The organism is Microlunatus sp. YIM B11417 (assembly GCF_059617205.1).
In genome coordinates this window covers 59,804-71,951 of the sequence record NZ_JCAMPJ010000013.1, presented here as the reverse complement: position 1 = coordinate 71,951, position 12,148 = coordinate 59,804, and the positions used below count along the sequence as shown (strand labels likewise).

Annotated in this window: 9 protein-coding genes and 1 pseudogene; 3 read left to right on the top strand and 7 right to left on the bottom strand. The window is 72.4% G+C overall.

What is annotated here, in order from left to right; genetic code table 11:
• Positions 1-33: 33 nt before the first annotated feature.
• Genes AC6CCG_RS32605 through AC6CCG_RS32595 form a run of 3 tightly spaced genes read right to left on the bottom strand, consistent with a single transcriptional unit; the run spans position 34 to position 2,933 of the window.
• Positions 34-906, bottom strand: coding sequence for an ABC transporter permease (locus AC6CCG_RS32605; protein WP_496659026.1), 873 nt, complete (start codon positions 904-906; stop codon positions 34-36).
• Positions 893-1,843 carry an ABC transporter ATP-binding protein gene (locus tag AC6CCG_RS32600; RefSeq protein WP_496659025.1) on the bottom strand — a complete coding sequence of 317 codons (951 nt, stop codon included), beginning with the start codon at positions 1,841-1,843 and terminating at the stop codon, positions 893-895. The genes AC6CCG_RS32605 and AC6CCG_RS32600 overlap by 14 nt, the downstream gene beginning before the upstream one ends.
• Before the next feature lie 13 nt (positions 1,844-1,856).
• Complete coding sequence (locus tag AC6CCG_RS32595) at positions 1,857-2,933, bottom strand: LolA family protein (protein ID WP_496659024.1); 1,077 nt, start codon at positions 2,931-2,933, stop codon at positions 1,857-1,859.
• A gap of 173 nt (positions 2,934-3,106) precedes the next feature.
• Here AC6CCG_RS32595 and AC6CCG_RS32590 point away from each other — a divergent pair, with 173 nt between their 5' ends.
• The 3 genes and pseudogenes from AC6CCG_RS32590 to AC6CCG_RS32580 form a co-directional block, all read left to right on the top strand.
• The gene (locus AC6CCG_RS32590) at positions 3,107-3,790 is read left to right on the top strand and encodes a DUF998 domain-containing protein (RefSeq protein WP_496659023.1); all 684 of its coding nucleotides are present in this window, start codon (positions 3,107-3,109) and stop codon (positions 3,788-3,790) included.
• A gap of 100 nt (positions 3,791-3,890) precedes the next feature.
• Positions 3,891-4,640, top strand: a complete 750-nt coding sequence (locus AC6CCG_RS32585) for a DUF998 domain-containing protein (protein ID WP_496659022.1) — start codon at positions 3,891-3,893, stop codon at positions 4,638-4,640.
• Between the two features lie 158 nt (positions 4,641-4,798).
• Positions 4,799-5,470 (top strand): annotated as a pseudogene (locus AC6CCG_RS32580) (DUF998 domain-containing protein); the annotation flags it as partial.
• A 93-nt stretch (positions 5,471-5,563) separates the two neighbouring features.
• On the opposite strand, the gene AC6CCG_RS32575 reads toward AC6CCG_RS32580, so the two are convergent.
• The 4 genes from AC6CCG_RS32575 to AC6CCG_RS32560 are packed head-to-tail and all read right to left on the bottom strand — an operon-like array spanning position 5,564 to position 12,056.
• Complete coding sequence (locus tag AC6CCG_RS32575) at positions 5,564-9,004, bottom strand: error-prone DNA polymerase (RefSeq protein WP_496659021.1); 3,441 nt, start codon at positions 9,002-9,004, stop codon at positions 5,564-5,566.
• 2 nt (positions 9,005-9,006) lie between these two features.
• Positions 9,007-10,560 (bottom strand): DNA polymerase Y family protein, encoded by a 1,554-nt coding sequence (locus AC6CCG_RS32570; RefSeq protein WP_496659020.1) that lies wholly within the window; start codon positions 10,558-10,560, stop codon positions 9,007-9,009.
• A 1-nt stretch (position 10,561) separates the two neighbouring features.
• Positions 10,562-11,221: a DnaE2-dependent mutagenesis accessory factor ImuA' gene (gene imuA' / locus AC6CCG_RS32565; protein WP_496659019.1), complete on the bottom strand. Its 660-nt coding sequence runs from the start codon at positions 11,219-11,221 to the stop codon at positions 10,562-10,564.
• A 31-nt stretch (positions 11,222-11,252) separates the two neighbouring features.
• Positions 11,253-12,056: an SDR family NAD(P)-dependent oxidoreductase gene (locus tag AC6CCG_RS32560; protein ID WP_496659018.1), complete on the bottom strand. Its 804-nt coding sequence runs from the start codon at positions 12,054-12,056 to the stop codon at positions 11,253-11,255.
• Positions 12,057-12,148 lie beyond the last annotated feature (92 nt).

The window sequence follows — 12,148 nt, the reverse complement described above, 5'->3', positions numbered from 1 at the left end:
CGCCAGGACCGCTGCTCGGGTGACCGGTCGCCGTCAGCTGCTGACGTCCTTGCCGGAGAAGCGGGCCCAGGCGGCGAGCCAGAAGACCAGGGCGTAGCCGGCGGCCGTGAGCAGGCCGCGGCCGATCGAGTCGAACGCCATCGGATCCCGGATCAGGTCGCCGAAGGCGGTCCACCAGTGAGTGAGCAGCCACGGGTGCAGCCAGTCCAATTGCGGGATGGTGTCGCAGACGAACATCGCGACGTTGATCAACACCGTGGCGACGGTGGCGGCGATCGGCTGCTCGGTCAGCACCGAGACGAACAACCCGATCGCTCCCAGCGCGGCGAAGCCCGCGGCGAGGTAACCGATGATGATCACCAGTCGACCGAGGCCGGCGGCGAAGCCGAGCTGGGTGCCGGAGAAGGTGATCATGGGGCCGGCACCGAACAAGATCACGCCGATCAGCACACCGGTGGCCGCGACCAGCACCGTGGCGGCCAGGGCGAAGATCACGATCGAGGCGTATTTGATCAAGAGCAGCCGGGTCCGGCCGACCGGCACGGTGAGCAGATAGCGCAGGGTGCCGAGGTTGGCCTCGCCGGCGATGGAGTCGCCCGCGATCGTCGCCACGGCGAGCGGCAGGAACAGCGGCAGCTCGATGGTCAGCGCCGCCAGGGCGACGAACAGGCCGCTCGACGTGATCGAGGAGATGAAGTCCGGCCCGCCGCCGTCGCCGCCCCACACCTTGACCGATACGGCGAGCAGGATCGGCACCGCGGCCAGCACCGCCATTCCGGCGATGTTGCGCCGCCGGGTGAAGATCAACCGCAACTCCGAGCCGAGCAGCCGGCCGGGCAGCCGGAACCGGCCACCGGTCTCGAGCTCCTCGGTCCGCTCCCCCTCGACCGCCTCAGCCGCTGACATCGAAACCCTCCCCGGTCAGCTCGACGTACACGTCCTCCAGGCTCGGCGCGTCGACGGCGAACCCGAGCACCGGTACCTCGGCCGCGACCAGCGCCGGCACGATCTCCCGGACCGCCACCGGTTCCGCTTCCGGCTCCGGTCCGTCCAGTTCGGCACGTACGGTTGCCGCCTCGGTGCTCACCCGGCGCAGGCCGAGCCGGTCCAGCACGGCAGCCGCCTCGGCCGGCCGGTCGGTGTCGACCCGGACCGTCCGTACCGCCGCCGAGCCGAGGTCGCCGGTCAGGCCCTGCGCGATCAGCCGGCCGTTGTTCATCACCCCGACGTGGGTGCAGAGCTGCTGCACCTCCGACAGCAGGTGCGACGAGACCAGCACCGTGACACCCTCGGCGGCCAGGCCCGCGATCAGGTGCCGCACCTCACGGGTGCCCTGCGGATCGAGCCCGTTCGTCGGTTCGTCGAGCACCAGCAGGTCCCGCGGCATCAACAGCGCCGCGGCCAGCGCCAGCCGCTGCCGCATGCCGAGCGAGTAGGCCCGGAAGTTCTTGCCGGCCGCGCTGAGCAGCCCGACCCGGTCCAGGGCGGCGTCGACCCGGCGGGCACTCGTGCGCGGGTCGGCCGCGCGGTCGGCAGCGTCCAGCCGGATCAGGTTGGCCCGCCCGGAGAGGTACGGATGGAAGGCGGGCCCCTCGACCAGGGCGCCGACCCGCGGCAGCACGGCCCGGGTCGACGCCGGCATCGGCTGGCCGAACAGTTCGTGACTGCCCGCGGTGGGACGGATCAGGTCCAGCAGCATCCGGATGGTGGTGGTCTTGCCGGAGCCGTTCGGGCCGAGGAAGCCGTACGTCGAACCGGCCGGAACCACCAGGTCGATGGCGTCGACCGCCACCTGCCGGCCGAAGCGTTTGGTCAGGCCCGACGTGACGACCGGATCGGTCACCGGGACCGGCCGGTCATCGGCCGAGCGCGTCGTAGAGCAGTTCCGGCCGTACCGCGCCGACGGCGACCCGGCCGTCGTCCGCGATCACCGCCGAGACCAGCCGGGAGCTGAACAGCCGGCCGCTGCCCCAGGCGCCGGACACCCGCGGCAACGCCTCGAGGGTCTCCTCGCCGGTGAGTTCGCCGGTGTCGCCGCCGTCCGCCAGGTACACCGCGGTCCAGCCCTTGCCGATCACGGTCGGCCCGTCCGCGCCCTTCGAACCCTGGTCCCGCTTGCCCTTCTCGTCGGGTTGCGGCCGGGCCGGCTTCTCGTCCCGGTCGCTCCCCTCGCGCTTGACGTCGGTGCCGGGCGGCGGGGTGAAGTCGAACACCTTCGGGTCGGGCGCGGCGAAGGAGATCTCGGTGAACGCCGCCTCGACGGACGGCTCGGTCGCGCCCTCGCCGAACACCTGGACCCGCAGCGGCAGGAACCGCTCGCCGTCCACGGCGATCCGGACCTGCTCGATCAGCGACCGGTCGTCCTTGGGCTGCAGGACCAGTTCGTACGCGGCCCGGCCGGCGATGGTCACATTTCGTGCGACGCTGACCTCGGTGGTCGGTTCGATGGCGGCGATCGCCTGGGCGGCCAACTGCTGCGGCGTGAGCTCCCGCTCGTCGAAGTCCCGCTCGCCGCGGTCCGACACCGTGTGGTGGACCGCGGTCTTCTCCTGGCTGTTCCAGAGCCAGACGTCGGAGCCGTTGCGGATCAGGTCGGACTCGCCGAACGTCCCGTGCACGGCCACCCGGCTCTGGTCCTCGGTGCCCGCCCAGACCCGGATCGTGTTGGTGCCGGACAGCAGCGCCTCGAAGTCGCTGCCGCGGCGGCTGCCCGGCAGCGCCGGCAGGCCGAGTTCGGCGCGCGTCTCCGCCGTGCCCGAGAACTGGGTCGGCCGGGCCTGGGCGACCTCGGCGACGAGTTGCTCGGCGGATCGTTCGGGCAGCGACGGCTCGGCGACTGCCGTACCGGCGACCAGGCTGCCGGCCACCAGGGCCGTGGCCGCGGCCACCGGGATGATCCACCGCAGACGGGGGCGGGACTGGAATGCACGCATGCGCCCATTGTTGTTCGGGATCAACCCCTATTCCACCCCCCAGCGGGTGAAGTCGCCGGACCGGGTCCGACCACGGTCGTACCGAGTCCGACCAGGGTCCTCGGGTCAGCCCGACCTCGGATCCGGCGGCCTGCCCGATCGCCTCCGGCGACGGCATCAGTCACTCTGGACGCATGCCGAATGCTCTCGCACCGGAAATGCAGCCGAATCGGACCCTCTCGAACTGGGTCCCGCCGGCCGTCGTGATCGCGCTGGCGATGCTGTCGCCGCTGCCGGTGCTGGCCGGCCAGTTCTCCGGTACGAGCCTCGACCCGCTGTCCGCCCCGATCAGCCAGTACGTGCACCTGCCCGGCGGCTACCCGATGGTGCTGCTCGGGGCCTGGCTGCTGGCCGGCGGCGGAGCGGTGATCGCCGCCGACTTGCTCCGCGACGTCGACAGCTGGCAGCAGCAGTTCGCCGCGGTCCTGCTGGCCAGCTTCGCGGTCGCGCTGATCGTGGTCGGTCTGGTGCCCACCGATCCGGCCGGCAGCACCGTCGTGTCGAGCCGCGAGCTGGTGCACCGGTTCGCCGTCGGCTGGGCCTTCTTCTCGCTGCCGCTGGCCGGCCTGTTGCTGGCCCGGGCGCCGCGGCTGCTGGGTGCGGTCAGCGGCGCCGCGCTGACCCGGCTCGCGGTGGCGCTGCTCGGCGGGGTGCTGCTCTTCGGCTCCGTTCAGCTGCCGCTGCTCGCCGTCGGTTCGGAGGGGATCCCGGCCCTCGGCCTGGTCGAGCGGATCGCGTTCGGCTTTATGATCGGCTACCTGATCCTGCTCGCCGTCGTGCTGCGCAGCCCGGCCCGGGTCGCCGTATCCGTTCCATGATCATCCGGTCCGCACCACACCGCGGGTGGGGTTAACCCGAGGTCCGGTTCGGGTGGCTGCCTGATCGATCCCGACGGCGGATTCCGGAACGCTGTTGATCATGCTGATCACCCGCTCCGCAAGGCCTGCTCCGACCTCGGCGACCCAGTCGGTGGTGGCGACCCTGTCACTGATCTCGCTGGTCCCGATGGCGGTGCTGCACCTGACCGGGACCGGCCTGAACCCGGTCGCCGCGCCGATCAGCCACTACGTCTTCGTACCGGGCGGCTACCCGATGGTGCTGCTCGGCTCGCTGCTGCTGGCCGGCTGCGGCCTGGTCATCGCGGCCGACCTGATCCGCCGGTACGGCAGCAGCCGGGCCCGGGGCCCGCTGATGGCCGCCGGACTGCTGATCAGCTTCGCCGTCGCCCTGATCCTGGTCGGGCTGTTCCCGACCGACCCGCCGGGCAGCGCGGCCGGTGCCGCGACCGCCTCCGCGGTCATCCACCGGATCGGGGCGGCCTGGTCCTTCCTGGCGCTGCCGCTGGCCGGTGTCCTGGTCGCCCGTACCGCCGGCTGGTGCCGGGCCGGGCACGCCCGGTCGCTGGTCGGCCTGGCGATCGGCCTGCTCGGTGCGGTGCTCGTGTTCCTGTCGATCCACCTGCCGCTGGCCCTGGCCGGGTCCGGGCTGCCCGCCTTCGGCCTGCTGGAGCGGATCGGTTTCGCGTTCCTGATCGGCTACCTGATCCTGCTGGCCGCCGCGCTGCGTCCGGTGGTCGCGGCGGAGCAGCCCGCGGCGGTACCGGCCCCGCCGCGGGAGGCTGTACCGGTCCTCAGCGGCGCGGCCCGGAATAGCGCCGAGGCGGCGTGAGTTGACCCAGGTGTGCTGCCGGACAGCGTGACCACGACCAGGTTGTCGCGACATACGGAACGGGGAGCGGCGAGCGTACGCCGCACGGCGATATCCTGTCCAAGGTCTCCAGTGGCTGAACGTCCGGGCGGACCGGAAAGGGGTCGTAGCTGAGGCTCATGTCGAACGTGTCGAAGGCTTCTCGCTCGGCCCGGTCGAAGCAGTCGCGGTCGAAGTTCTCTCAATCCTCGCTGCGGACCCAGACCTGGGTGACGGTCGCCGCTCTCCTGGCCATCCCGCCCATGGTGATCGCCCATCTCACCGGGGCGGCCACGATCAATCCCTTGTTCGCGCCGGTCAGCGACTACGTCTGGATCCCCGGCGGCTACCTCATGGTGTGGTTCAGCGCGTCCCTGCTGGCCGGGTGCGGCGTCATCCTGGCCCACCGGGTGCACCGGGCGGCCAAGCTGTGGCCGGAACTGCGCGGCAGGCTGCGCTGGGTGTTCGGGCTGCTGATCAGCTTCGCCGTCGGCCTGTTCGTCTCCGGCGTGCTGCCGACGGATCTGCCGGAGGCGGTCAGCCCGACGGTCAGCTCGATGATCCACCGGATCGGGGCCGGCTGGGCGCTGCTGGCGCTGCCGGCGGCCGGGCTGGTGCTGGCCCGCTCCGCCCCGGCCGTGGTGCTGGCCGGCTATCCCGGCAAGTTGAACACGGTCGCCAGCTGGCTGCTGTACGGGGTGCTCGCCGCGCTGGTCGTACATTTCGGCATGTTCCTGATCACCGGGACCGGGCTGCCGGCCTTCGGGCTGTTCGAACGGATCGGCTTCGGGGTGCTGATCCAGCACCTGATCCTGCTCGGGTTCGCGTTCGGCAACCAGACCGCCGCGGAGCTGAACGCCGCCTCGGCGGCCGCCGAGGAACGGCTGATGAGCGCGAACGGCGGGCTAGTGGAAATCGCGGGAGCTGTGCCGGGCCGGGATCATCGCGCCGAGCTCACCGAGCACATCGGCGAGCGTTTCGATCCGGTCCGCGACCAGGTTGGTGACTCCCGACGTGTGCTCGATCACGCCGCGGATGACCAGGCTGTTGCTGCCCCGCGCCGGCCGCCGATAGCGGGACCACAGGGACGCTGAACAGACCACGTTGAGCATCCCGGTCTCGTCCTCGAGATTGAGGAAGGTGACCCCCTTCGCCGTGCCCGGCCGCTGTCGGTGCGTGACCAGGCCGGCCACCCTGACCCGGCGCCGGTTGTGCCCCGCGCCCAGGGCGGCCACCGGCAGGACGTCGTGGCCGTCCAGCAGTTCCCGGAGATGGTCCAGCGGATGATCATCGGGTGAGATCCGGGTCGCCCACAGGTCGGCCAGGGTGATCTCGGCCGCGCTCATCCCCGGCAGCGTCGGCGGCGCCGCGTCGATCGCCGATCCCGGCAACTGCTCAGCGCTGTCGGCGTAGCCGGCGTTCCACAGAGCTTGGCGCCGGCTCAGGCCGAAGCCGTCGAAGGCCCCCGCGGTGGCCAGCGCCTCGGCCTGGGCGGTGGTCAGCCCGGCCCGGCGGATGACGTCGTTCATCGACGTGTACGGGCGCTCGGCCCGGGCCGCGACCAGCCGCTCGGCGACCTCCTTGCCGATCCCGTGCACGTCGGTGAAGCCGAGCCGGACGGCGAAATTGCCGTCCCGGCGGTGCTCGGCGGTCCGGTCCGGTGAGTCCGGGTCGAACTTCTCGACCGGCGGCTGGTCCACCTCGAGGCAGCGGGGATCGCCGGTCGCGCGGAGCGGGCCTTGCCCTTCGCCAGGCTCAGGGACCAGTGCCCTGTCGAGCGGCTCGAGGTCGGAGTCGACGCCGGACCGGACGATGTCGGGGCGGAGCACCCGGACCCCGTGCCGGCGGGCGTCGGCGGTCAGTGACTGGACCGAGTAGAAGCCCATCGGCTGGGCCCGGAGCAGCCCGATCAGGAACGCTCCCGGGTAGTGCAGCTTCAGCCAGGACGACGCGTAGACCAGCAGCGCGAAGCTGATCGCGTGCGACTCGGCGAACCCGAAGTTGGCGAACGCCTGGATCCGGGCGTAGATGTCGTCGGCCAGCGCGCCCTCGATGCCGTTGTCGGCCATCCCCTGGTACAGCTTGTCGCGCAGCCGTTCGATCTTCTCGGTGCCGCGGCTGGAGCCCATCGCCCGGCGGAGCAGGTCGGCGTCGTCGCCCGTACAGCCGCCGACCGCCACCGCGATCTGCATCAGCTGCTCCTGGAACAGCGGCACGCCGAGGGTCCTCTTCAGCACCGGCTCCAGCAGCGGGTGCGGATAGATCACCGGCTCGGCCCCCATCTTCCGCCGCAGGTACGGATGCACGGCGCCACCCTGGATCGGCCCGGGCCGGATCAGCGCGACCTCGATCACCAGGTCGTAGAACTTCCGTGGCTGCAGCCGGGGCAGGGTGCCGATCTGGGCCCGGCTCTCCACCTGGAAGACACCGACCGAATCGGCCCGGCAGAGCATGTCGTACACCCCCGCCTCCTCCTTCGGCAGTGTGGCCAGGGTCCAGGTCTCGCCGAGCTGCTCGGAGACCACGGTCAGCGTGTGCTGGATCGCGTTCAGGATGCCCAGGCCGAGGAAGTCGAACTTGACCAGGCCCATCGTCGCGCAGCCGTCCTTGTCCCACTGCAGCACGGTGCGGTTCTCCATCCGGGCCGGCTCGATCGGGCAGACCTCGGAGATCGGCCGGTCGGTCAGCACCATCCCGCCGGAGTGGATGCCGAGGTGCCGCGGACCACCCAGGAACTGCTGGGCCAGCTCGACCACCGGCTTGGGGACGTCATGATCATCGGCGGACCCGATCGCCGCCCAGCTGTCCTGCTGCTTGGACCAGGCGTCCTGCTGACCGGTGGAGAAGCCGAGCGCCTTGGCCGCGTCCCGGATCGCCGACCGTGGCCGATAGGTGATCACGTTGGCCACCTGCGCGGCGTTGCGGCGACCGTAGCGGTGGTAGACCTCCTGGATCACCTCCTCCCGCCGGGCCGCGTCGAAGTCGACGTCGATGTCGGGCTCCTCGTCCCGGGTCGCCGACAGGAACCGCTCGAACGGCAGGCCGAACTTGATCGGGTCGACGGCGGTGATCTCCAGGACGTAGCAGACCACCGAGTTGGCCGCCGATCCCCTGCCCTGGCAGAGAATCTTCTGGTCCCTGGCGTACTGCACCATGTCGTGCACGATCAGGAAGTAGCCCTCGAAGCCCTTGCTCTCGATCACCGCCAGCTCACGCTTCAGCCGCTCCTCCGCCTCCTCCCGGTTGCCCGGGTAGAAGTGGTCGGCGCCGAGCCGGGTCAGGTGCCGGAGCCAGCTGGTCGGCGTGTGGCCGGACTCCACCATTGCCAGCTTCGGCAGCTTCGGCTTGGCCAGGCTCAGGTCGAAGCCGCACTCGGCCGCGATCCGGACCGACTGCCGCACCGCCTCCGGGTACCGCCGGAACTTGGTGATCATCTCCTCGCCGGACCTCAGGTAGGCGGTCGGCGGCGGCAGCCAGCCGTCCATCGCGGCCAGGTCGCGCCGGGCCCGGACCGCGGCCATCGCCGTCGCGAGCCGGTAGTCGTCCGGGGTCGCGTAGTGCACGTTGTTCGTCGCCACCACCGGCAGACCATGATCAGCGGCGAGCGCGGCCAGCCGGTCGTTGATCAAGGAATCGTCCGGTTGATCATGATCGAACAGCTCCACCACGACGTTGTCGGCGCCGAACAGGGCGACCAGCCGGTCCAGCTCCGCGGCCGCCGCCGCCTCGCCGCCGGCGGCCAGGGCCCGCCGGACCAGCCCCTTCCGGCAGCCGGTCAGCACCGTCCAGTGATCACGACCGAACTCGGCCAGCTGTTCCAGCTGGTGCACCGGCCGGCCCTTCTCCGGGGTCCGCAGGTGGGCCTCGGTCATCGCCGCGGACAACCGGTGATAGCCGTCGACGCCACGGGCCAGCATCACCAGGTGCGACCCGACCGGATCGGCGACGCCGACCTGCTGCTCCGGCAGGTCGAGCGAGAGCTCCGCGCCGTAGACCGTACGCAGCTCGCACTCGGCCGCCACCTCGGCGATCCGGGGCGCGGCGTAGAAGCCGTCGTGGTCGGTGATCGCCAGCGCCGACAGCCCGAGCGCGACGGACACCGCCACCAGGTCCTCCGGCTCGGACGCGCCGTCCAGGAAGCTGAAATTGCTGTGGCAGTGCAGCTCCGCGTACGGCACCACCGGGCCGTCCGGCGGCTTGACATCCCGGATCGGGCGGCGCGACTTCCGCAGCTTCCAGCCCGGCGCCGAGTCGGTCTCGGGCGTCGCCCCGGGATGGGGCTCCGGCCGGCCGGACAGCCGCCGCTCCAGCTCCGACCACGGGATGTCCGGGTTATGCCAGCCCATGGCTACTCATAGCTGGCCTCCGCGAACCAGTCGTCGTTCTCCAAGATCAACAACCAGGCGCTGCCGTCGGTGCCGACGACCTGGAAGCGGGCCAGCTTCCGGTGCCGACCCGGGTCCCACCACTGTTCCTCGATCGGCCAGGGCCCGGCCCAGGCCTGGATCCGACGGGCCCGGTCGGAGTCGGTACGGAAGCTGGTCGGTTCGGTGGTGATCAGGCCGCGGTCGGTGAGCCGGACCGGGCGGCCGTCGTGTCCGTACACCATGGCTGGGCGGCGTTCGGCGAACACCCGGCTCGGGGCGGGCGGCGGGATGCTGCCGGGCCAGGGCAGCTCGGCCGGCCGGCGCCCGACCGGCTGCTCGCCCCACGCCGTCGCCGACTGCCGGTCGGCCGGCCCGCGGCCGCCCTGCAGCCCGACGGCCTGAACCCCTTCCGGCCCGAGCATGCTCTGCAGCCGGGCGATGCCGCGCTCGATCCGCTCGTCCGGCGCGCTACCCCAGAGCCCCTCGCCCTGGTCGCTGAGCGGCTCGATGCCCTCCGGGATCAGCCGCAGCTCGACCACCGGCGCCGGGGCCGGGTCGGCCTGCAACTGCCAGCGGACCCGGTCGATCAGGTCGGCCGAGCCGAACCACCGCGGATGCGCCCAGCGCCGGAGGCCGACCCAGCCGTCGGCCGCCCCGGACTCGGACCAGAGCGGCTCCGTCTCGGCCTCGATCCGGACCGTGGTGCAGACCAGGCCGTGCCGGGCCAGCTCGGCGACGAAGGCGTCCGCGGTCTGCCGGAGGCTGAAGCCGATCGTCTCGACCGAGGTCAGCCCCGGCTCGAACCGGCAGACCCGGGTGAACTCCAGCGGCGGGGTACGGCTGGCCAGCAGACCGGCATCGGCGCCGCCGGCCAGCCGGTGCAGCCGGCCGCCCGGCTTGCCGAACCGGGTCACCACGTCCCGGGCCGACAGCGCGGCGAACGCGCCGAGAGTCTTGATCCCCAGCCGGGACAGCAGGCTGACCAGTTCCGGCTCGTCCAGCGCCCGGATCGGCAGCGGCGCCAGGAAGTCGGCCGAGCCGCCCGGCGGCACCACCCGGTGGCCCTGCTGATCGGCCAGCCGGGCCGCCTGCTCGGCCGCGAACACCCCGTCGGCGATGCCGATCCGGCAGTCCCAGACCCCGGAGTTGACCAGTTGCTCGGCGATCACCGCGGCCGCCTCGCTCTCGCCGCCGTAGAAGCGGCTCGGCACCCGGACCGCGCAGCGGCCCGGGGCGATCGGCATCACGCCGGTGCTGACCTCCTCCATCGCCGACAGCACCGCGCCGAAGACCCGGAGATCACGGTCGGGCTGATGGTCCAGCAGGGTCAGCTCCGGGCACCGGCCGACCGCGTCCCGGCGCCGCTGCCCCACCCGTACGCCCTCGGCCCGGGCCGCCGCCGAGCACGCGTACACCTCACCGCGCGCGATCACCGCGATCGGCACCTCCGGCGCCAGCTCCTCCTCGGTCCGGGCCGCGACGACCGGCCAGTCCGGGCACCACACGACCATCACCCGCTCCGGGCCGCGCGCCATCTCAGACCGCCTCCGCGATGCGTTCCTCGGCGGCCTCGGGGACCGCCTCGACCCGGAGGTCAGGGCCGGGCAGCCGGAGCTCGATCCGGCTCACCGGGCGGCCGGCCCGACGCACGGAGACCACGGTCCGGCGACCGGTGATCCGCCCGTAGCCGCGACCCAGCCCGTCCCAGGCCGAGGCCTCGATGCCCAGCCTGGCCTCGCTGCGCGGCCAGTCCCCCCAACTGATCAGCATCGCGTCCCGCTGCCGCAGCCTGGTCCGCAGCCGGGCCGCCTGGTGCTCGGTCACCCGGGGCGGCCGGACCATGATCACCGAGACGATCTCGGCCAGCCCCGCGACGACGTCCGGCCAGCGCTCGCCGGGCTCGGGCACCGCGATGGTCCGGGCCAGGTCGACGCCGAAACCGGCCGCCGCCGCGAGCCCGAAGTCCGCCGCCCCGACCACCGCGACCCATTCCCCCGCCTGGGACGGCGCGGCCATCAACATCATGGCCAGGCTCGGGCTGTCCACCGCGTACGCCCCGCCGGTCCGGGGCACCAGCAGCGGCTCCAGCGGCGCGACCACCGGCAGGGCCCGGGAGACTCCGCTGCCCTGCATCCGCAGCACCCGGTCCTGCAGTTCGCGGATCCGCGCGGAGTCCGGGAGGCGGGCAACACTCATGAACCCATAATCGAACACAAGTTCGATAGAGTCAATTCTGGTCGAGCGGCTCCCCGGGAGTGTACGGGTGGTCGAGCCGGGTCCCGGCGCTCTGGCCGCCGTCGACCGGCAGGGTCACCCCCGTGACATAGGAGGCAGCAGCTGAACACAGCCAGAGCACCGCCGCCGCGATGTCGTCGGTGGTCCCGACCCGGCCGATCGGAACCGCCGCGGCGGCGCCCTGCTGCGCCGTCGGCCCGGCCGCCCGGAGGTGCTCGGTGAGGATCGGCCCGGGCGCGACCACGTTCACCCGTACGCCTTGCGGGGCGTAGTCGAGCGCCGCCGTCCGCGACATCCCGATGATCCCGGACTTGGCGGCGACGTAGGCAGTGAAGTGGCTGATCCCGCCGAGCGCGGCGACCGAGGCCAGGTTGACGATCGCGCCGCCACCGGAGTCGATCATGGCCGGGATCTGGTGCCGCATCCCGAGGAAGGTCCCGGTCAGGTCGACGCCGATCGAGCGCTCGAAGTCCGCCGGGGTCAGCTCGGCCAGCAGCCGCGGCGGCGGTCCGTCGGCCGCGTTGTTGACGGCGACGTCCAGCCGGCCGAACTCCCGTACCGCGGCCGCCACGGCAGCCCGGGCGGCCTCGTCGCTGGTCACGTCGCCGGCCACGGCCAACGCCCGGCCACCGGCAGCCGTGATCCGCCGCTCCACCTCGGCCAGCCGATCGCCGCGCCGGGCCATGATCACGACCGCGGCCCCGGCCGCCACGAACGCCTCGGCCAGGGCGGCCCCGATCCCCTGGCTCGCGCCGGTGACCAGGGCCACCCTGCCGTCGAACTCGTCCTGCGCCACCGCGCACCACCCTCCGGAAGACTGCTCCCACCGTCGCACCGGGCCGGCCTCGTCCGCATCGGCCGGACGGCGGCGCCCGACTACGTACGCGG